This window comes from Comamonas squillarum (genome assembly GCF_025309455.1).
Lineage (GTDB): Bacteria > Pseudomonadota > Gammaproteobacteria > Burkholderiales > Burkholderiaceae_C > Comamonas > Comamonas squillarum.
The window spans coordinates 1814578-1834286 of the sequence record NZ_CP104377.1; the positions used below are offsets into that span (position 1 = coordinate 1814578).

The window sequence follows — 19709 nt, forward strand, 5'->3', positions numbered from 1 at the left end:
CAGCTGTGTGTCAAAGCTCCACAGCTGCAGGTATTTGCATCCAAGGCAGATAACCCACCTGCCCCGTAAAAATAACAAAGGCCCCGGCTGGGCGCCAGGGCCTTATCGCAGGGGCGGACGCTTGCCAACGGCAGGGAGCCCAGCCCACATCCGGATCACCTCAACCGGTGTTGCGCAGCGCCGCTGCAATGCCGTTAATGGAGATATGGATACCGGTCTTGACCCGTTCATTGTCCTCGCCATTGCGCCAGCGTCGGATCAGCTCCACCTGCAGATGGTGCAAGGGATCGATATAAGGGAAGCGGTGGCGGATCGAGCGCTCCAGCGCCGGGTTGTTGGCCAGGCGATTGGCCTCGCCGGTGATCAGCGCCAGCGCCTCGGCCGTGCTCTTCCATTCGGCCTCAATCGCCTGGAACACGCGTTTGCGCAAACGGGTGTCTGCCACCAGCTCGCTGTAACGCAATGCCAGCGCCATATCGCTCTTGGCCAGCACCATGTCCATGTTGGACAGCAAGGTGCGGAAAAACGGCCACTGGCGGTACATCTTCTGCAGCAAGGCCCATTGCAGCTTGGCGGTCTTGCCCTCTTGCCCGACAAAGGCCTGCACAGCCGAGCCAAAGCCGTACCAGCCTGGCAAGGTCAGGCGGCACTGGCCCCAGCTGAAGCCCCAGGGAATGGCGCGCAAATCCTCAATGCGCTGGCTGGCCTTGCGCGACGCGGGGCGCGAGCCGATATTGAGCTCGGCAATCTCGCGGATCGGGGTGGAGCTGAAGAAATAGCTCTCAAAGCCCTTGGTGCCGTAGACCAGGTCGCGGTAGGCGGACATGCTGGCAGCAGACAGGTCAGCGGCGGCATCCAAAAACGCCTGGCTGGCGGGCTTGGTGGGCTGCAGCAAGGTCGCTTCCAAGGTGGCAGCCACAAGCGTTTCCAGGTTGCGCCGGCCGATCTCGGGGTTGGCGTACTTGGAGGCGATCACCTCGCCCTGCTCGGTCAGGCGAATCTGGCCGCGCACGGTGCCCGGCGGCTGGGCCAGAATCGCCTGGTAGCTCGGGCCGCCGCCCCGCCCCACGGTACCGCCCCGGCCATGGAAAAGCCGCAGCTGCACGGGGTTGGGCTGGCTCAGCTCGTCAAACAGCGCGACGAGCGCCAGCTCGGCCTGGTACAGCTCCCAGTTGCTGGTGAAGATGCCGCCATCCTTGTTGCTGTCGCTGTAGCCCAGCATGATGTCCTGCTCGGCGCCGCTGCGCTGGATCAGCGCGGCAATATGGGGCAGCGCGTAGTACTCGCGCATGATGGTGGCCGCGTGGCGCAGGTCATCGATGGTCTCGAACAGCGGGCTCACGATCAAGGTTGCGCGCGACTGGCCGTCGTTGATGCGGCCGCTGAGCAGGCCCACCTCTTTTTGCAGCAGCAGCACTTCGAGCAGGTCGCTGACCGATTCGGTGTGGCTGATGATGTAGTGGCGGATGGCATCCTGGCCATAGAGCTGCACCGACAGCCGCGCGCGCTCGAAAATTGCCATCTCGCTTTGGCAGCGCTCGCTGTAGCTGGCGCCCACCACGCGCAAAGGGCGCGCATCGCACAGCAATTGCAGCAGCAGCTCGCGCTTGGCCGCCTCGCTCAGTTGGCTGTAGTCGGCCTGCAGGCCGGCGGTGGCCAGCAGCTCGCTGATCACAGCCTCATGCTGGTCCGAGCTTTGGCGCAGATCGACGGTGGCCAGATGGAAGCCAAACACCTGCACGGCACGGATCAGCGGTGACAGGCGCTGCTCGACCAGCGCGCGGCCATGGTTGTCGCGCAGCGAATCCTCAATGACACGCAGATCGGCCAGAAACTCGTCACTGGTGGCATAGGGATTCTGCGGCGCCACCGCATGGCGGGCCGCTTCGCCGCCGCTCAGGTTCTTCAAGGTCGCGGCCAGGCGCGCATACACACCAATCAGCGCGCGGCGGTAGGGCTCGTCTTCGCGGTGCTGGCTGGTATCGGGCGAGCGCGCGGCCAGCGCCTGCAAGGCGGCGGTGTTGCCGGCCAGGCGCTGGGACATCGACAGCTCCCCCCCCAGGTAGTGCACCTCGGTCAGGTAGTGGCGCAGCACCAGGTCGGACTGGCGGCGCAGCGCTTCTTGCAGGCTCTTGGCGGTGACATTGGGGTTGCCGTCGCGGTCGCCGCCAATCCACTGGCCCATGCGCAAAAAGGTGGCCAGGTCACGCTCGCCCAGCTCGCGCTCGAGCGCAGCGTAGAGCTTGGGGATCTCGGTCAGGAACGTGGCCTGGTAGTAGCTCAGCGCGTTGTCGATCTCGTCCTCGACCGTCAGCTTGGAGTAGCGCAGCAGGCGCGTCTGCCACAGCTGGGTGACCTGGGCACTGAGCTGCAGCTCGTTGTCGGCCAGCTGGCGCGGGGTCAGCGTGTCCTTGCTGCTGTTGAAGAGCTGGGCGCGCTGGGCGATATCGTCGCGCGCCACCAGCAAGGTGGCAATCGCACGCTCAGCATCCAGAATGCTCTTGCGCTGCACCTCGGTGGGGTGGGCCGTGAGCACCGGCGAGATCAGGCTGTGCGCCAGCGTCTGCGAGACGGCCTTGACGGGGATGCCGGCCCAGCGCAGGCGCGCCAGCGCCACCTCGATGCTGCCCTCCTGGGTGTTGCCTGCGCGCTCATGGATCTCGCGGCGGCGGATATGGTGGCGGTCTTCGGCCAGGTTGGCCAGGTGCGAGAAATAGGTGAAGGCGCGGATCACGCTCACCGTCTGGTCGCCCGAGAGGCCCTTGAGCAGCGACTTGAGCGATTTCTCTGCATCCTGGTCGTCATTGCGGCGGTAGGCTACCGACAGTTGGCGCACCTGTTCGATCAGATCGAACGCGGCCTGGCCCTCCTGCTCGCGAATCACATCGCCCAGAATCCGGCCCAGAAGCCGGATGTCATCCATCAAAGGCTGGTCCTTGTCCGCGCGCCGCGTCACGGCCTGGGTGGCGGCAGGGCTGCTCGCCTTCGGTTTGCGCGCAGGGGTCTTGGCGACTGCAGGGTTGTCTTTTTTGCTGGCAGTGGTCATGGGCGAAGGGCAAAGTAGCAAAGGGGCTGAACGATTGATGCCGCTCAAAGTCGCACTGCGCCAAGAGCGGCGCTGCACATGCTAGCATCAGCCGCCTGTTGTGAACCGCTTGTTGACCACGTAAGGTGTCCGGCCGCCAATAAAGAGGTGACCGGGCCTGGCGTGCTCCCCCATCCCATGAGCTCCTTGTCCCTGACCATCGCCACCCGCGAAAGCCAGCTTGCCCTGTGGCAGGCTGAACATGTGCAACATATCCTGCAGCGCCTGGGCCACCAGGTCAGCCTGTTGGGGATGACCACCTTGGGCGACCAGATTCTGGACCGCACGCTGTCCAAGGTGGGCGGCAAGGGCCTGTTTGTCAAAGAGCTGGAAACCGCGCTGGAGACGGGCCGCGCCGACCTGGCCGTGCACTCGCTCAAGGATGTGCCGATGGAGCTGCCACCGGGTTTTGCGCTGGCAGCCGTGCTCGAACGCGAAGACCCGCGCGATGCCTGGGTCTCCAACCACTACGCCAGTCTGCAGGATCTGCCCCTGGGCGCCGTGGTCGGCACCTCCAGCCTGCGCCGCCAGGTGCTGCTGCAGGCCTTGCGTCCCGATCTGGATATCCAGCCGCTGCGCGGCAATGTCAACACCCGCTTGCGCAAGCTCGATGAAGGCCAGTACGACGGCATTGTGCTGGCCGCTGCCGGCCTCAAGCGCCTGGCGCTGGATGCACGCATCCGCCATGCTTTTGCCACCGACACCATGCTGCCCGCGGCCGGCCAGGGCGCGCTGGGCATTGAGGTGCGCAGCGACCGCCAGGACCTGCTGGCCCTGTTTGCCGGCCTGGCCGATCCGCGCACCTGGCAGACCGTGACGGCCGAGCGCGCCGTCAGCCGCTGCATGGGCGGCAGCTGCTCGATGCCGCTGGCCGCGCACGGTGAATGGCAGGACGGCCAGCTGTGGCTGCGCGCCGCCTGGGGCGACGAAGCCAACCCGAACGCGCCCCTGGTGTCTGCGCAGGCCCGCGCGGCCGTCACCGACCTGGCCAGCGCCGATGCACTGGGCCAGCAGGTGGCATCGCTGCTTCAGCAAGCGGGCGCGCAGGTGCGCCGCTAAGCACCCGGCCGCCGTCCGCCATGGCCCCGTCACACCACCGCACCATCATCACCCGCCCGCAACCCGAGGCGGACGACTGGGTCGCCCAGTTGCGGCAGCGGGGGTTGCGGGCCGATGCGCTGCCACTGATCGATATTGTTCCAGCCGACAGCCCCGCCCACCACACGGCGCGAATGCATGCGCGCCAGCATTGGCAGCACTATGGCGCGTTGATGCTGGTGAGCACCAATGCGGCCCGTTTTTTTCTGGACCCGGCCCTGGTGCAGGCGCTGGCCCAGCAGCAGCGCAAGGCGCCCCATACCCGGCTGTGGTGCCCGGGCCCAGGCACGGCCCGCGCGGCACAGGCCTTGGGCGTGCCCATTGATTTGATCGACCAACCCGCCACCGATGCCCCGCAGTTCGACTCCGAATCGCTGTGGACCGAGGTCGGCGCCCAGGCCGCAGCGATGGCAGCATCGGGCCAGCGCGTGCTGGTGGTGCGCGGCGCCAGCGCGGGCAGCGCGATCGACCAGTTGGTGAGCGGCTCAGGCCGCGAATGGCTGGCGCGCCAGTTGCAAGCGGCTGGTGTGGGCGTGGATTTTGTCGGTGTCTACGAGCGCCGCGCGCCCGCTTGGACGCCAGCGCAACTGGCATTGGCAACGCAGGCGCTGACCGATGGCAGCATCTGGCTGTTCAGCAGCTCCGAGGCGGTGATGCATTTAAGCAACAGATTCAGCGCCGACGCATTGGCGCCTGCCCAGGCGCTCAGCACCCATGCACGCATCGCGCAAGCGACCCGAGCGGCAGGATTTGTCCACATTCAGCAGTGCAGGCCTTCGCTGGAAGACGTGGTGGCGTCGTTAGAATCTGCCCTATGACGCTGCCCGAGCACGCACCGAACCCCACGCCTCCCCACCCGGCCACCTCCTCCCACCAGGCCCACCCTGCGGGCGGCCGCATGCCGCAAGCCTGGGTCTGGACGTCAGTGGCTCTGGGCGTTGCCGCCACCATTGCCATCATCAGCGCGGCCATGCTCTGGCAGCGGCTCAACAACATCCAGCAGCAGCTGGCGCTGCAAAGCGCCGACTCGCGCAGCCAGGCCGTGGAAGCGCGCACCCTCGCCCGCCAAGCCGAAGATGTCTCGCGCGATACCGCCTCGCGCATGTCGGTAATGGAAGCGCGCGTGGGCGAAGTTGCGCTGCAGCGCGGCCAGCTCGAAGAGCTGGTGCAAAGCCTCTCACGCAACCGCGATGACACCATGGTCGGCGATATCGAAAGCGCCGTGCGCTTTGCGATGCAGCAAAGCCAGCTGAGCGGCAGCCCCGACCCGCTCGTCAGCGCCCTCAAGATCGCCCAGCAGCGCGTGACCGTCTCGGCCCAGCCGCGCCTGGCCCCGCTGCAACGCGCCATTGCCCGCGACCTGGACCGCATCGCCGCGAGCAAATCGCTGGACACCGCCGGCCTGCTGGCCCGCATGGATGACCTGCTGCGCCAGATCGATGATCTGCCGCTGCAAAACGATGTGCTCGACAAAAACGCCCGCCGCACGGCGCCCGCCCGCAACCGGGGCAACCCATCGGCTACCCCCGCTGCAGCCAGTACCCCAGCCGAAGCTGCAACGGACGACAGTGCCAGCCCCAGCTGGTGGCTGTCGGCGCTGTCCACCGCCTGGGGCGTGGTGTATGAGGAAGCCCGCAGCCTCGTGCGCGTACGCCGCATCGACTACCCCGATGCGGTGCTGCTCTCGCCCACACAGGCATTTTTTGTGCGCGAGAACCTCAAGCTGCGCATACTGAACGCCCGCATGGCCTTGCTGGGCCGCCAGATGAATGCCTCGCGCAATGACCTGGCCGCTGCGGCTGACGCCGTGCACAAGTATTTCGATATCTCCTCGCGCCGAGGCCAGCAGGCCGCCCAGCAACTCAACCAGCTGCAGCAGGCCATGCAGGATGTGGAAGTGCCACGCGCCAATGACACCCTGGCCGCACTGGCCACGGCAGCGGCAGGACGGTAAGCGATGAGAGCCGCACTTTGGTTGATCGGTCTGTTTGCCGTGGCAGTGGCCGCCGCGCTGTTTGCCGGCAGCAACCAGGGCAGCGTGACCCTGCACTGGCCGCCCTACCGCATCGATTTCTCGCTGAACATGGTCGTCGTGCTGCTGCTGCTGGCCTTTGTGCTGGTCTACGGCGCGCTGCGCGGCGTCAGCGCCATGTTCGAGCTGCCGCGCCAGGCCAAGCGCTGGCGCATCCAGCAAAAAGAGCGCGCCATGCATGGCGCAGCGCTGGATGCCGTGACCCAGCTGCAAGCAGGCCGCTTCGTGCGCGCCCGCAAGGCTGCGCTGTCGGCACTGGCCCAGGAGCAGGCCTTGCAGGACAGTGGCGCCGCCATCCCCAACGGCCTGCAGCTGCGCGTGCTGGGCCATGTGCTGGCCGCTGAGAGCTCGCATGCGCTGCAGGACCAAACCCAGCGCGACCAGCACTGGGAGCTGGCGATGCAGGAAGCGGCCACCCCCCAGGCCAAAAACCAGCCCGAACTGGCCGAAGGCACCCAGCTGCGCGCGGCCCAATGGGCGCTCGATGACCACAATGCCCACAGCGCGATCGAGCAGCTCGCGCGCCTGCCCCAGGGGGCGGCGCGTCGCACCCTGGCGCTGCGCCTCAAGCTCAAGGCCGCGCGCCAGCTGCGCCAGGCTTTGACCGCGCTCGATACCGCCCGCCTGCTGGCCAAGCACCGCGCGTTTTCGGCCGCTGCGGCGCAAAGCATCATCAAGGGCCTGGCGACCGAGCTGATCAACGACGCCCACGACCCCGAGCAGCTGATGCAGGCCTGGCGCAACCTGGATGCGGCCGAGCGCAACCTGCCCGAAGTGGGCATCCACGCGGCGCGGCGCCTGCAGCAGCTGGGCGGCAACCCGCAGCAGATGCGCGAGTGGCTGCTGCCCGCCTGGGAGCGCTACACCACCAGCAACAACGGCCTGCCCAGCCTGCAGGCCGAACGCCTGGTGCGTGTGCTCGAAGACAGCATGGGTGCGCTCGACGCCAGCTGGCTGGCACGCATTGAGGCGGCCCAGCAGCGCCGCCCCCATGACCCCTACCTGCAGTACCTGGCCGGCTGCGCCTGCCTGCAGCGCCAGCTCTGGGGCAAGGCCCAGCAGTGGCTGCAGCAGGCGGCTCCTTCGCTGCAAGAGGAATCGCTGCGCCGCCGCGCCTGGCAGCACCTGGCACGGCAGGCCGAGTACCGGGGCGATGCCGCTGCGGCCGCCCATGCCTGGAAGCAGGCAGCCCTCGCCGGCGAGCAAGCCTAAGGCAGGCCCGGTCAGGCCCCGTCGGGCTCCGTGTAGGGCGCCGTGCCCCAGCACGGTATACAAGGCGATACAAAGTCCCGGTCCCCCGCTGTTGTATGCGCACCAGTGAGCAGCGCGAGCTAGCGCCTGCTCGGCATATGCTAATGTGGATTGGTTCTGGAACTCGCCACCAGAGGATCGATCAATTCAATTAATTTGAACTTCGCCATCAATCGGGCTGAACTTCTACCGGTTGATCCGCTCCTACACTCGCTTCAAACAATACCGCTGGGCCTACCGCTGCAGCGTTTTTTATGGCTACCACGACGAATAACACCCGCTACACCGGCACGGCGATCGCACTGCACTGGATTTTGGCCCTGGCCCTGATTGGTATCTTTGCCTTTGGCCTGTACATGACCAGCCTGCCTTTCTCCCCTACGCGCCTCAAGTACTTCAACTGGCACAAATGGGCCGGTATGACGATCTTGATTTTGTCGGCCGTGCGTATCCTGTGGCGCTTCACCCACCGCCCACCGGCGCTGCCCGAGGCCACCGCCCGCGCAATGCCCGCCTGGCAGCATGTGGCCCACCACGGCGTGCACCACCTGATGTATGCACTGTTCTTCGCGGTGCCGCTGGTGGGATGGTTCTACAGCTCGGCTGCGGGCTTTCCCGTCGTGCTGTTTGGCGTGGTGCCGCTGCCCGATCTGGTGAGCAAGAGCCCGGAGCTCGCAGAAGCCCTCAAGCCCTGGCATGCCTACCTTGCCTATACGCTGGCGGCCTTGGTGGTGATGCATGTGGCCGCGCTGCTCAAGCACCAGCTGATCGACCGCGATGGCCTGCTCTCGCGTATGCTGCCCGGCCGCGCCTCCTGATTTGTACTGTTTTGCACCGTTTTTTTTACTGGAGTCTGATCTGATGTCCAAGCTCTCCCCCTCCGCCCTGTTCGCTGCCGCCTTGACCGCAGTTGCCTTTGCCACCCCTGTGATGGCCCAGCAAGCGCTGGTGCCGGCGCAAAGCGCCGTCAACTTCGAAGCCAAGCAGATGGGCGTGCCGATCAAGGGCCACTTCCAGAAGTTCGATGCCAAGATCGCCTTCGACACGGTCAAGCCCGAAGCCAGCAAGATCCATTTCTCGGTCGATACCGGCAGCGCCACGATGGGCGTCAAGGAAACCGATGCCGAGCTGCCCAAGGCCGAATGGTTCAACGTCGCCAAGTTTCCGCAAGCCACTTTTGATTCCACTGCCGTCAAGGCGCTGGGCGGCGGCAAGTACCAGGTCGATGGCACCTTGACGATCAAGGGCAATGTCCAGAAGGTCAGCCTGCCCGTCACCTTGACCCAGTCGGGCACGACCACCACCGCAGCGGGCACCCTGCCCTTGAAGCGCCTGACCTACGCCATCGGTGATGGCGATTGGAAAGACACCTCGATGGTGGCCGACGAAGTGCTGGTGCAGTTCAAGCTGGCCCTGACCGGCGTGGGCAAGATCTAAGCTGTTGTTCCCTTTTCTCTCAACCTCTTTTTTAGGAGATTCCTGATGCGCACTTCCCTGTTGGCCCTGGCCGCTGCTTCCCTGTTCGCCGGTGCCGTGCACGCGGCGCCAGCCACCTACGCGATCGACCCGACGCACACCTTTGCGACCTTCGAGATCGACCACAACGGCGCCAGCACCAACCGTGCACGCTTTGACAAAAAAGAAGGCACATTGACGCTGGACCGCGCGGGCAAGACCGGCTCGGTCGATATCAGCATCGACACCTCCTCGGTCAACTCCGGCACGCCCGCTTTTGACAAGCACCTGCAAAGCAAGGACATCTTCAACGTGGCCGAGCACCCCAAGGCCCGATTTCAGTCGACCAAGTTCGTGTTTGACGGCGACAAGCTCAGTGCCGTCGAAGGTAACCTGACCTTGCTGGGCAAGACCCAGCCCATCACCTTCAAGGCCAGCAAGTTCAACTGCTACCCCAACAAGATGCTGCAGGACCGCGAAGTCTGCGGTGGCGATTTCGAAACCACCTTTGACCGCACCGCCTTCGGCCTGGACTATGGTGTGAACTATGGCGCTGCCAAGAACGTGCGCCTGGTCGTGCAGATCGAAGCAGTGAAGCAGTAATCCAGCCGATACCCACGCTGAAATCCTCCGCACAGGAGCACAGACTGCCAGTGGCCGATTGACGGCCCCTGGCAGTTTTTTTATGGCCATCGCCCAGGGCGAGGCCGCCGCCAACGGCGGCACAAGCCCACGCGGGCCGGTCATGGCCGCAGGCGGGCTAAAATCAGCCTATTCATTCCAAGCTATCCAACGGCATCTCGATCTGTGGTGCCGTTTTCCATTGATCACACCATGAGCGACACCAACAGCCAACCGATCTCCCAACCAGGTCTCGATAGCCTGTCCAAGTCTTTTGAGCCTGCGGCCATCGAGGCCCATTGGGGCCCGGAATGGGAAAAGCGCGGCTACGGCAACGCCGGCTATCGCGGCACCGGTGCGCCCAATGCGGAATCGGTCGCGGCGCAGCACAACTTCTCCATCCAGCTGCCGCCCCCCAATGTGACCGGCACGCTGCACATGGGCCATGCGTTCAACCAGACGATCATGGACTCGCTCACCCGCTACCACCGCATGAAGGGCTACAACACGGCCTGGATTCCGGGCACCGACCATGCTGGCATTGCCACCCAGATCGTCGTGGAGCGCCAGCTGCAGGCCGCAGGCCAAAGCCGCTATGACCTGGGCCGCGAGAACTTTGTCGCCAAGGTCTGGGAGTGGAAGGAGCAGTCGGGCAACACCATCACTACGCAGATGCGCCGCATGGGCGATACCGTGGACTGGAGCCGCGAGTACTTCACCATGGACGACAAGCTCTCCAAAGTGGTGACCGAGACCTTCGTCAAGCTCTACCAGCAAGGCCTGATCTACCGCGGCAAGCGCCTGGTCAACTGGGACCCGGTGCTGCAATCGGCCGTGTCCGACCTGGAAGTGGAAAACCAGGAAAAGGACGGCTCGCTCTGGCACATTGCCTACCCGCTGACCAGCGGCGAAGGCCAGCTGGTGGTGGCCACCACCCGCCCCGAGACCATGCTGGGCGACGTGGCCGTGATGGTCCACCCCGAGGACACGCGCTACCAGCACCTGATCGGCCAGACCGTGACCCTGCCGCTGGTGGGCCGCCAGATTCCGATCATTGCCGACGACTATGTGGACCGCGAATTCGGCACCGGCGTGGTCAAGGTCACGCCCGCGCATGACCAGAACGACTACCAGGTCGGCCAGCGCCACAAGCTGCCGATGATCGTGGTGCTGACCCTGGAAGCCAAGATCAACGACGAGGCGCCCGAGAAATACCGCGGCATGGACCGCTTTGTCGCGCGCAAGGCCATCGTGGCCGACCTCGAAGCCCAGGGGCTGCTGGTCGAGACCAAGAAGCACAAGCTGATGGTGCCCATCTGCGACCGTACCGGCCAGGTGATCGAGCCCATGCTGACCGACCAGTGGTTCATCGCGATGAGCAAGGTCAGTGACCAGGACCCGACCGGCAAGAGCATTGCGCAAAAGGCCATCGACGCCGTGGCCTCGGGCCAGGTGCAGTTTGTGCCCGAGAACTGGGTCAACACCTACAACCAGTGGATGAACAACATCCAGGACTGGTGCATTTCGCGCCAGCTGTGGTGGGGCCACCAGATACCGGCCTGGTACGACGAAGAAGGCAACATCTACGTCGCCAAGAACGAGGCTGAAGCCCAGGCACAGGCGCCCGGCAAGGTATTGCGCCGCGACGCCGATGTGCTCGACACCTGGTACTCCTCGGCGATGGTGCCCTTCAGCACCATGGGCTGGCCCGAGCAGGGCGACGCCGCCGATGACGACTTCAACCTCTACCTGCCCTCGTCGGTGCTGGTGACCGGCTACGACATCATCTTCTTCTGGGTCGCCCGGATGATCATGATGACCACGCACTTCACCGGGCGCGTGCCGTTCAAGCATGTCTACATCCACGGCCTGGTGCGCGATGCGCAGGGCAAGAAGATGTCCAAGTCCGAAGGCAATGTGCTCGACCCCGTCGACCTGATCGATGGCATTGCACTGGAGCCGCTGCTGGACAAGCGCACCGTGGGCCTGCGCAAGCCGGAGACGGCGCCCCAGGTGCGCAAGAACACGCAAAAGGAGTTCCCCGAAGGCATTCCCGCCTATGGCGCCGATGCGCTGCGCTTTACCTTTGCAGCGCTCGCGTCGCTGGGCCGTTCGATCAACTTCGACAGCAAGCGCTGCGAAGGCTACCGCAACTTCTGCAACAAGCTGTGGAACGCCTCGCGCTTTGTGCTGATGAACTGCGAAGGCCATGACTGCGGTCTGCTGGAACACAGCAAGGACCAGTGCGCCACGGGCGACTACCTGCAGTTCAGCCAGCCCGACCGCTGGATCGTCTCGCAGCTGCAAAAGGTCGAGGCCGAGGTGGCCAAGGGCTTTGCCGAGTTCCGCCTGGACAACGTCGCCAACACCCTCTATGACTTTGTCTGGAATGAGTTCTGCGACTGGTACCTGGAAATCGCCAAGGTGCAGATCCAGACCGGCAACGAAGCCCAGCAGCGCGGCACCCGCCGCACGCTGATCCGCACGCTGGAGACCATCCTGCGCCTGGCCCATCCGATCATCCCGTTCGTGACCGAAGCGCTGTGGCAGAAGGTGGCACCCGTGGCCGGCCGCGAAGGCGCATCGATTGCGATTGCCGCCTACCCGCAAGCCCAGCCCGAGAAGATCGACAACGCAGCGATTGCCTATGTCGAGCGTATCAAACAGATGGTGGATGCCTGCCGTGCGCTGCGCGGAGAAATGGCCGTGTCGCCCGCGCAGCGCCTGCCGCTGCTGACGGTGGCCGGCTCTGCCGAGGGCGCAGCCTTCCTGCGCGCCAACGCCGATGTGCTCAAGAACCTGGCCAAGCTGAGCGAGGTCAAGGTGTTTGACGACGAAGCGGCCTGGGCGGCCGAAGCCCAGCATGCCCCCGTGTCGGTGGTGGGCGATGCGCGCATGGCGCTGTTTGTCGAAGTGGATGTGGACGCCGAGAAGCTGCGCCTGGGCAAGGAGATCAAGCGCCTCGAAGGCGAGATCACCAAGGCCAACGCCAAGCTGTCCAACGAGGCTTTCTGCGCCAAGGCCCCCGCTGCCGTGCTGGACCAGGAGAAAAAGCGCGTGGCGGACTTTGGTGCCTCGCTCAGCAAGCTGCAAGAGCAGCTCCAGCGCCTGGGTTGAATCGGCCGGGGCCGTGCAAAAATCAGCACATAATGCCCCTTGGCCCTGCACACAAAGGCGCAGCTTGCTGCGCCTTTGTCACATCCAAGTCCTAGCACCCGAGTATTTATGACTACACCGACCCGTGTCCGCAAAGCCGTTTTCCCAGTCGCTGGCCTGGGCACCCGCTTTTTGCCTGCCACCAAGGCATCGCCCAAGGAAATGCTGCCCGTCGTGGACAAGCCCCTGATCCAGTACGCGGTGGAAGAGGCCTACGAGGCCGGTATCCGGGACATGATCTTTGTCACTGGCCGCAGCAAGCGTGCGATCGAAGACCACTTCGACACCGCCTATGAGCTGGAAAACGAGCTGGAAAACGCCGGCAAGCAGGCCATGCTGGACCTGGTGCGCAGCGTCAGCCCCGATGACATGAATTGCCTGTTTGTACGCCAGCCCCGCTCGCTGGGCCTGGGCCACGCGGTGCTCTGCGCCGAGCCACTGGTGGGCAATGAGCCCTTTGCCGTGCTGCTGGCCGACGACCTGATGACCGGCGCGCCAGGCGGCCCGGGCGTGATGGCGCAGATGACGGCCGCCTTTTCCAAACAAGGCCGCTCGCTGCTGGCGGTGCAGGAAGTGCCGCTGGAACACACCAAGCGCTACGGCATCGTCAAGGGCGAGCCCGCAGGCGGCCCGCTGATGCGCATTGACGAGATCGTCGAAAAGCCCGCCCCGGAAAAAGCCCCCTCGCGCATGGGTGTGGCCGGCCGCTATGTGCTCACCCCCGGCATTTTTGACGAGATCCGCAACCAGCCCAAGGGCGTGGGCGGCGAGATCCAGCTGACCGATGCGATAGAGCGTCTGATGCACAGCGAAACCGTGTATGCCTACCGCTACAGCGGCAAGCGCTATGACTGCGGCAGCAAGGAAGGCTTTTTGCAGGCCACCGTGGAGCTGGCGCTGCAGCACCCCGACGTGGGCGATGATTTCCGCGCCTTTTTGAAGAACCTGCAGATCTGATCGGCGCTCCACCTCTTCAAAACAAAGGCCTGCAGATGCAGGCCTTGGTGTTTCAGTGGCGGGTGTGGCGCCTAGCGGCGGCGCAGAATATGGATGAACTCCTCACCCACGGTCTGCTGCTCCACCAGCTCATTGCCGGTCTGCTTGGCAAAGGCCTGGAAATCCCGGATCGAGCCGGTATCCGTCGCCACCACCTTGAGCAGCTGGCCGCTTTGCATGGTGGCCAAGGCCTTCTTGGCCTTCAAAATCGGCAGCGGGCAGTTCAGTCCGCGCGTATCCACTTCCTGGTCAATATCCATCGTGTTCATTCGTTATCGATAACCCACCCTGCTCAGTCCAAACGGGGAGCGACCACAAAGCGCGCGTCCTCTTCCCAATAATTGACTGGCCATTTGGCGGGATCGGGGTTCGGGTTCGGGTTGTTGGGGCGGAACGCGCCAAAGCGCACCGGCTCGCCCTTGCTCTTGACCCATTCGGCCATCGCATAACCCGTGCCAGAGGGCCAGCACAGCACTTCCTGCGCAGTCTGCCACTGGTACTCCACCAGCTCGGGCGACAGGCGCACGTCCTCGGGCCGGCCCGCCACGCGCACATGGTAGGCGATCAGCACCTGGTTCATGCGCAAAAACTCCCAGCAGCCAATCAGGCGCAGGGCTTGGGTCTGCAGGCCCGTCTCTTCAAGCACCTCGCGGGCAATGCCGGCCTCGGGCGATTCGCCAGCCTCCATGAAGCCGGTGATCAGGCCAAACATGCCCGGCTGCCACAGCGCATTGCGCGCCAGCAGCACCTGGCCCAGGTCGTTCTCGACGACAGCGGCCAGCACGGGCGTGGGGTTGCCCCAGTGCGTCCAGCCGCAGGCCGGGCAGCGCAGTCGGCTCACCTCGCCGCTGTCCTCGGCCATCACCTTCCATTGCAGCGCCGTGGCGCAGTTCACGCAAAATTTCGTTTCGTATTGCATAGGGCTTTCATGCCGGCAACCGAGCGCTCATCGCTCGGCGCGCGTGCTCAGGCGGGAAACACGCCGGTGGACAGATAGCGGTCCCCCCGGTCGCAGACGACGAACACAATGGTAGCGTTGCGTTCGCGGCGCGCAATTTCCTGGGCGACATGGCAGGCGCCAGCAGCAGAGATGCCGGCAAAGATGCCTTCGTCACGGGCGAGGCTGCGGGCCATGTCCTCGGCATCGTTCTGGGTCACATAGACCATCTCGTCGACCGCGCTGGGGTCGTAGATCTTGGGCAGGTATTCTTCGGGCCACTTGCGGATGCCGGGGATGCGCGAGCCCTCGGTGGGCTGGGCGCCGATGATGCGCACGGCCGGGTTCTTTTCCTTCAAATAACGCGAGACACCGGTGATGGTGCCGGTCGTGCCCATCGCACTGACAAAGTGGGTGATCTGGCCGCCAGTCTGCTCCCAGATCTCAGGGCCGGTGGTCTCGTAATGCGCGCGCGGATTGTCCGGGTTGGCAAACTGGTCCAGCACAATGCCCTTGCCCTCGGCGACCATCTTGTCGGCCAGATCGCGGGCATATTCCATGCCGCCGCTCTTGGGCGTCAGGATCAGCTGCGCACCATAGGCCTTCATCGTCTGCGCGCGCTCGATGGACAGGTCCTCGGGCATGATCAGCACCATGCGGTAGCCCTTGATGGCCGCGGCCATTGCCAGCGCAATACCGGTGTTGCCCGAGGTCGCCTCGATCAAGGTATCACCGGGCTTGATCTCGCCGCGCTCCTGCGCGCGCTGGATCATCGACACCGCCGGCCGGTCCTTGACCGAGCCGGCCGGGTTGTTGCCCTCGAGCTTGCCCAGCACCACATTGCCATGGGCTTCGTTGTAGTCGGCACCGATGCGCTGCAGGGCCACTAAGGGGGTCTTGCCAATCGCATCCTCAATCGTTGGGTATTTTTTGGAGCTCATTATTTGTGCCATAATTGCGAGCTGCGATACAGACACAGCCCGGGTGGTGAAATTGGTAGACGCAGGGGACTCAAAATCCCCCGCCGCAAGGCGTGCCGGTTCGATTCCGGCCCCGGGCACCACATTCAAAGCCGTTAAGTTTAAACAACTTAGCGGCTTTTTCTTTGTCTGGTGCGGGGTGCTGCATGTCTAGGCGTTCGCGGTTGAAACCGATTGCGTTTGTTTAAAAACGATAGCAGCCGACATTCTAACCAGAGGGCAAGCCCCTTGTTGGGTTGGTGTTGGGGGTGCCGGAGGCGGCAACAGTCTCCTCGCTTCAACGGCGCCTGCCTCGTACACACGCAGGTCGGCATCACATATCTATCTGGCTCCACCAACAAAAAAAGAGCCTCCCCGGCACCAGATGGCGCCAGGGAGGCTCTTTGCATAACCGATCATGGCTGAGTGCAGGCTTTGTCACTCTCATCGCCACCAAGCTGGCGCTCGGTATTGACCTGGCTGCACAGCGCAGCTACTTCTGCGTCTCGCCGCCTAAGATGACCTCCGAGTTCTGCGACCACGCCGAGGCCTTCTGCAAGCTGGCGGTCGAGGGCTGCGGCTTTATCTGCAAGATCGCTGCGGGCAGCGGTGTCGGCCTGGGCTTGCGCGCGATAAGTGGCGGCTCTGCGGTCGGCGCTGCGCTGCAGGCGCTCAGCACGAGCAAGCTCAGCACGCACATCCATAGCAATGCCCGTCTTGAAGGCCGCCAGCTTGTCAGCGTTGTAGAGGGTATCTTGGGCATGTTTGCTCTCCAATTGGGCGGTGTGGGCTTCGTCACTTCGGGCAGCGTCGGTGCGTGCAGCCAGGTCAAGCGCCTGATCAGCGCGCATCTCAGCAAGGCGGGTGCCGGTTTGCCAGCCTTTGACCACCCAGCCAGTCGAGAAAGCCAGCGCGGCCATGACGGCCGCCAGCATCAGCTGGAGCTTCAGGGTCATAAGCCCTCCTCGCAAATCTCGCCGTTGGCATCGCCCCGGCGCTGCAGACCAGGCAGCACCGCCGACACACCGTTGACCGTACCCCGGTTCCAGCGCGGGTTTTCTCGGCAGGCGCCCAACACATCACCGGCATTGGCTTTGCGCAGCAAGGTCGATCCCGCCAAAGCGGCCTCGCCCTTGTTGTGGATGAAGTCGATAAACACCGCCTGCTGCAGCGCCGTGTACTGCGCCCAAAAACGAAAAAGCCGCTTTGCAGCGGCTTCGGATGCCAGGTAGCGGGACTTTTCAAGCCCATAGCATTCAGCCGGTGAGTAATAGCGCTCGGCCACCACTGCAGGCCCGGTGATTCCATTGCAAACCGTCAGCGGCGCCCCTTTGCCCAGCTGGTCAAAATAGGGCCTGCCGATGTGGCGATAGCTGCTTTCGTAATAGCTGCCCATGACCATCGCGATCTTGGCGGCATCCGAAGTGTCAGCGTCAGCCGCAACGGCCTGGATGTAATGACTTTGCTCCGCCATCACCTGGGCGGCAGCTTGGTCGCGCTCAGCCACCACATAGCCGCCACCACCGGCCAGCAGTACAGCCAAAGCAAGCAGGCCCGCGCGCAGCGCATGGGGCACGCGGCTCATGGCTCCATCCTTGGCGTCTCACTCATGTGCTGGCATTCATCGAGGGTCATAGTGGTTCGCCGCTTATTCGGTGCCATCCACCCCCAGCGCTCGAAAGCCGGACGCCACAGCTTTTTCCAGAACCACTCGCAAATCAACAGCGAGGTATAGAGCGCTGCCACGATGGAGGCAATGGTGCCCCAGGGAATTGAATTGACCCAGTGCCAACTCTGTGCACTGGTATTAACGGTGGCAGCCTGAACCAGCTTGTCCGCCATGTCCGTCTGTGCAGCGGTGGCCAAGGTAACCGCACTGGTCGCCTTGGCCATCGGCATGCTGATGTCTGTGCTTTGCATCAGGCCTCCTAAAAATAAAAAAACCCGCCGAAGCGGGTCATGGGTGGTACAGCCAGGTCAAACGCGCTTTGCCGCGCGGTCAATGGCTGCGATCAAGCGGGCCGCCAGGCGGTCCGTCGCGCCTTGGCTGCGATGGATATGGTCGTCCTGCAGGTCCCCTTCGCCGTGGTACTCCTGGTCCCAACCCGCATGGATGACACACTGCGCATCCGCCACTTCGCGCATCACTTGCTGGAAGGCCAGAAGATTGGCATCTTGCACAGGGTCGTAGTAACCACTGGGAATAGGCACAAGACCTGTGAATACGGGAACGGCGCCCCCACTGCGAATGACCACCAGCGCATCGAGCAGTTGCTGCCGGTAGGCCTCTGGCGACAGATAGCCGTAGGAGTCGTTCAGGCCCAGACCAAGCACTATCACCTGTGCCTGGTGCAAGGCATCTTTGAATGCGGGCTGCGGACCTGCGGGATACATGTCTGGCGGCGCATCAGGAAATGGCTCCTGGTAACCCTGCATGAAGTCCGCCATCCGCAGACCACAGGCATTGCGGTCCGTCAGCGTCCATCGAGGGCGCTGTGCGCGCATCTGCATTGCTGGCGTGCTGTCGCAGCCCCAGCCAAACAAAATGCTGTCCCCGTTCAGTTCTACCGACAAGGGACAGCAACTAACGCACAATTTGCGCAGGATTTTGCAGAGAAGTTTTTGGATTGTCATATTCTTTTCGTATTGGGCTCCTAAGAGGTCAGATGGCGTAAGAGATGGGTACGGCAGCCCAGCCTAGCGATGCGGCAAACCGGTGCACCTTGGCTTGAGGTCTGGTTCAGCACCACATGCCATCAACGCCTTGGGCAATCGTCATCGAGCTACTTGACGATTGCAGGTATGTTCACTTCACATCAACCTCAAAAATAAGAACGCTTATGGCGGGCCGTATCGGCGGTAACACCAGTCACTACAGTGCCCGTGCGGCGCGGAAAGCATGCTCCAGCTTGGCAGGCGTATCCCAACCAATGCAAGCACCAAAGGCAAGTACATATCGGTTGTCGCTTTCCCAAGTTGCAGAGCGAAAGTACAAGGTAGCCTCGTACCTGGTGTCTTCGTCTGTCAACGACTCCATCTGAATTTCCATATCCGCCTCAGTCACCCGCAACATGCGATAGATATAGATCAAACCTTGGGTGCGCGAAATCGTTATCCGGTTTGAATCTAATGCGGTCTGCTCAGCAGACAGGCGCTCGGCCTGAAGATGTGCAAGCTCCTTTTCATTCAGCGGCACGACGTGCCACTGCTGCAGATAGCCGCGCTCACTCAACAAAGGCTGCTGCTCCACTGCCTTGTGAGTCGCTGCGTCAAAAAAAGGCTGGGGTTGATCCGCCACCTCCGCGTATTGCTCAAGAGGGGAAAATGGATCAGGGAAAACTGTTAAAGGGTGACGCTGCATGATTGCAGCTTGGGTAAGGCCCCATTCATTGGTAGTTGTGTCGATATACATGTCGATCCTCAGTTTGCTGCGTTACCCAGACGGGTGCCCTCAACGATCCAGGTGACGAGGCTAGCTCCGTCAACGTAAAGGCCTGCGGGTTGTCCTTGGCTGGGCTGGTAGACCTGAATCAAGGTGTAATTCCCGCTCGCACTGCCATCAAAGCCAATTGTCCCTGCCTGACCGATGGAGCCGCCGTATCCACCTCTGCCGCCGTAAGAAGTACCAAGCGAGCCTGTTGATGGCCCGCTTAACTGTTGCGAGCTGCCACTAGACCCCGATTGCGCGTTGCTCATGGTCACCACACCCGAAGAACTGAACCCGGCGCCGTTGCCACCCGAGCCGCCATTGCCCGATGCCCGATAGCTCGAAGAATTGGGATTTTGGATAAGGTATGACCCACCACCGCCGCCAAACCCGCCTCCGCCAAATATCGTTCCACCGGTGTTATCGATGCGAATGCGGGTGCGTGTGTAGATCGCGGTGCCGCCGTTGAGGACACCACCAATGCGGCCCCCATGATTGAGGAGGGTCAGGCAATCGTGAGGGATTCCCGAGATGCTGAGCGTGGCAACATCGACACCTGGATTAATGGTGCAGATGATTTGGCCGTAGCCATTCCACCCGCGGGCACGGGCCAGCGCAGCAATGTTGGGGCTGCGGACAGTCGCGGCAATTGTGATTGGCACAAGGCCGCCCGCCAAGAGTAAGCGCCGCGC

The 19709-nt window shown here is 63.5% G+C and carries 19 protein-coding genes and 1 tRNA gene; 10 read left to right on the forward strand and 10 right to left on the reverse strand.

From position 1 onward, the window contains the following. Positions 1-160: 160 nt before the first annotated feature. Positions 161-3046, reverse strand: coding sequence for a phosphoenolpyruvate carboxylase (gene ppc, locus N4T19_RS08510; RefSeq protein ID WP_116925959.1), 2886 nt, complete (start codon positions 3044-3046; stop codon positions 161-163). A gap of 177 nt (positions 3047-3223) precedes the next feature. Between ppc and hemC the strand changes: the two genes are divergently transcribed. The 9 genes from hemC (at position 3224) to galU (ending at position 13655) form a co-directional block, all read left to right on the forward strand. After that, positions 3224-4144 (forward strand): hydroxymethylbilane synthase, encoded by a 921-nt coding sequence (gene hemC / locus N4T19_RS08515; RefSeq protein WP_260719905.1) that lies wholly within the window; start codon positions 3224-3226, stop codon positions 4142-4144. Between the two features lie 20 nt (positions 4145-4164). Next, positions 4165-5001 (forward strand): uroporphyrinogen-III synthase, encoded by an 837-nt coding sequence (locus N4T19_RS08520; protein ID WP_116925957.1) that lies wholly within the window; start codon positions 4165-4167, stop codon positions 4999-5001. Beyond that, complete coding sequence (locus N4T19_RS08525) at positions 4998-6137, forward strand: uroporphyrinogen-III C-methyltransferase (RefSeq protein ID WP_260719906.1); 1140 nt, start codon at positions 4998-5000, stop codon at positions 6135-6137. Before N4T19_RS08520 ends, N4T19_RS08525 begins: the two co-directional genes overlap by 4 nt. Positions 6138-6140: 3 nt before the next feature. Next, a complete protein-coding gene (locus tag N4T19_RS08530) occupies positions 6141-7427 on the forward strand; it encodes a heme biosynthesis HemY N-terminal domain-containing protein (protein ID WP_116925955.1) in 1287 nt (428 codons plus the stop codon). 293 nt (positions 7428-7720) lie between these two features. Further along, positions 7721-8284, forward strand: coding sequence for a cytochrome b (locus tag N4T19_RS08535; RefSeq protein WP_182342782.1), 564 nt, complete (start codon positions 7721-7723; stop codon positions 8282-8284). Between the two features lie 43 nt (positions 8285-8327). Continuing rightward, positions 8328-8903: a YceI family protein gene (locus N4T19_RS08540; protein WP_182342784.1), complete on the forward strand. Its 576-nt coding sequence runs from the start codon at positions 8328-8330 to the stop codon at positions 8901-8903. Positions 8904-8948: 45 nt separating this feature from the next. Beyond that, positions 8949-9524 carry a YceI family protein gene (locus N4T19_RS08545; protein ID WP_116925952.1) on the forward strand — a complete coding sequence of 192 codons (576 nt, stop codon included), beginning with the start codon at positions 8949-8951 and terminating at the stop codon, positions 9522-9524. Positions 9525-9755: 231 nt separating this feature from the next. After that, positions 9756-12659, forward strand: a complete 2904-nt coding sequence (locus N4T19_RS08550; RefSeq protein WP_182342786.1) for a valine--tRNA ligase — start codon at positions 9756-9758, stop codon at positions 12657-12659. Positions 12660-12767: 108 nt separating this feature from the next. Then, positions 12768-13655 carry a UTP--glucose-1-phosphate uridylyltransferase GalU gene (gene galU / locus N4T19_RS08555; protein ID WP_116925950.1) on the forward strand — a complete coding sequence of 296 codons (888 nt, stop codon included), beginning with the start codon at positions 12768-12770 and terminating at the stop codon, positions 13653-13655. Between the two features lie 71 nt (positions 13656-13726). On the opposite strand, the gene N4T19_RS08560 is transcribed toward galU, so the two are convergent. The 3 genes from N4T19_RS08560 to cysM are packed head-to-tail and all read right to left on the reverse strand — an operon-like array spanning position 13727 to position 15572. Next, positions 13727-13954, reverse strand: coding sequence for a sulfurtransferase TusA family protein (locus N4T19_RS08560; RefSeq protein WP_027010629.1), 228 nt, complete (start codon positions 13952-13954; stop codon positions 13727-13729). Positions 13955-13986: 32 nt separating this feature from the next. Beyond that, a complete protein-coding gene (locus tag N4T19_RS08565) occupies positions 13987-14613 on the reverse strand; it encodes an NUDIX hydrolase (RefSeq protein ID WP_182342790.1) in 627 nt (208 codons plus the stop codon). 47 nt (positions 14614-14660) lie between these two features. Continuing rightward, complete coding sequence (gene cysM, locus N4T19_RS08570; RefSeq protein WP_260719907.1) at positions 14661-15572, reverse strand: cysteine synthase CysM; 912 nt, start codon at positions 15570-15572, stop codon at positions 14661-14663. A 37-nt stretch (positions 15573-15609) separates the two neighbouring features. Here cysM and N4T19_RS08575 point away from each other — a divergent pair. Beyond that, positions 15610-15694 (forward strand) — tRNA-Leu (locus tag N4T19_RS08575). 312 nt (positions 15695-16006) lie between these two features. Here N4T19_RS08575 and N4T19_RS08580 read toward each other — a convergent pair. From N4T19_RS08580 to N4T19_RS08605, 6 genes are all read right to left on the reverse strand, one after another. Beyond that, positions 16007-16546, reverse strand: coding sequence for a hypothetical protein (locus N4T19_RS08580; protein ID WP_182342794.1), 540 nt, complete (start codon positions 16544-16546; stop codon positions 16007-16009). Beyond that, complete coding sequence (locus N4T19_RS08585; protein WP_260719908.1) at positions 16543-17175, reverse strand: glycoside hydrolase family protein; 633 nt, start codon at positions 17173-17175, stop codon at positions 16543-16545. Before N4T19_RS08585 ends, N4T19_RS08580 begins: the two co-directional genes overlap by 4 nt. Then, positions 17172-17510, reverse strand: a complete 339-nt coding sequence (locus tag N4T19_RS08590) for a hypothetical protein (protein ID WP_182342798.1) — start codon at positions 17508-17510, stop codon at positions 17172-17174. Before N4T19_RS08590 ends, N4T19_RS08585 begins: the two co-directional genes overlap by 4 nt. A 57-nt stretch (positions 17511-17567) precedes the next feature. Further along, on the reverse strand, positions 17568-18224 hold the full coding sequence (locus N4T19_RS08595) for an SGNH/GDSL hydrolase family protein (protein ID WP_260719909.1): 657 nt from the start codon (positions 18222-18224) through the stop codon (positions 17568-17570). 238 nt (positions 18225-18462) lie between these two features. Continuing rightward, positions 18463-19002: a hypothetical protein gene (locus N4T19_RS08600; protein WP_260719910.1), complete on the reverse strand. Its 540-nt coding sequence runs from the start codon at positions 19000-19002 to the stop codon at positions 18463-18465. A gap of 8 nt (positions 19003-19010) precedes the next feature. Next, positions 19011-19679, reverse strand: a complete 669-nt coding sequence (locus N4T19_RS08605; protein ID WP_260719911.1) for a hypothetical protein — start codon at positions 19677-19679, stop codon at positions 19011-19013. Between the last annotated feature and the right edge of the window lie 30 nt (positions 19680-19709).

Coding starts and splice junctions, on each gene's coding strand:
- ppc (WP_116925959.1), bottom strand. CDS start 3,046: ATGACCACTGCCAGCAAAAAAGACAACCCTGCAGTCGCCAAGACCCCT.
- hemC (WP_260719905.1), top strand. CDS start 3,224: ATGAGCTCCTTGTCCCTGACCATCGCCACCCGCGAAAGCCAGCTTGCC.
- N4T19_RS08520 (WP_116925957.1), top strand. CDS start 4,165: ATGGCCCCGTCACACCACCGCACCATCATCACCCGCCCGCAACCCGAG.
- N4T19_RS08525 (WP_260719906.1), top strand. CDS start 4,998: ATGACGCTGCCCGAGCACGCACCGAACCCCACGCCTCCCCACCCGGCC.
- N4T19_RS08530 (WP_116925955.1), top strand. CDS start 6,141: ATGAGAGCCGCACTTTGGTTGATCGGTCTGTTTGCCGTGGCAGTGGCC.
- N4T19_RS08535 (WP_182342782.1), top strand. CDS start 7,721: ATGGCTACCACGACGAATAACACCCGCTACACCGGCACGGCGATCGCA.
- N4T19_RS08540 (WP_182342784.1), top strand. CDS start 8,328: ATGTCCAAGCTCTCCCCCTCCGCCCTGTTCGCTGCCGCCTTGACCGCA.
- N4T19_RS08545 (WP_116925952.1), top strand. CDS start 8,949: ATGCGCACTTCCCTGTTGGCCCTGGCCGCTGCTTCCCTGTTCGCCGGT.
- N4T19_RS08550 (WP_182342786.1), top strand. CDS start 9,756: ATGAGCGACACCAACAGCCAACCGATCTCCCAACCAGGTCTCGATAGC.
- galU (WP_116925950.1), top strand. CDS start 12,768: ATGACTACACCGACCCGTGTCCGCAAAGCCGTTTTCCCAGTCGCTGGC.
- N4T19_RS08560 (WP_027010629.1), bottom strand. CDS start 13,954: ATGGATATTGACCAGGAAGTGGATACGCGCGGACTGAACTGCCCGCTG.
- N4T19_RS08565 (WP_182342790.1), bottom strand. CDS start 14,613: ATGCAATACGAAACGAAATTTTGCGTGAACTGCGCCACGGCGCTGCAA.
- cysM (WP_260719907.1), bottom strand. CDS start 15,572: ATGAGCTCCAAAAAATACCCAACGATTGAGGATGCGATTGGCAAGACC.
- N4T19_RS08580 (WP_182342794.1), bottom strand. CDS start 16,546: ATGACCCTGAAGCTCCAGCTGATGCTGGCGGCCGTCATGGCCGCGCTG.
- N4T19_RS08585 (WP_260719908.1), bottom strand. CDS start 17,175: ATGAGCCGCGTGCCCCATGCGCTGCGCGCGGGCCTGCTTGCTTTGGCT.
- N4T19_RS08590 (WP_182342798.1), bottom strand. CDS start 17,510: ATGCAAAGCACAGACATCAGCATGCCGATGGCCAAGGCGACCAGTGCG.
- N4T19_RS08595 (WP_260719909.1), bottom strand. CDS start 18,224: ATGACAATCCAAAAACTTCTCTGCAAAATCCTGCGCAAATTGTGCGTT.
- N4T19_RS08600 (WP_260719910.1), bottom strand. CDS start 19,002: ATGTATATCGACACAACTACCAATGAATGGGGCCTTACCCAAGCTGCA.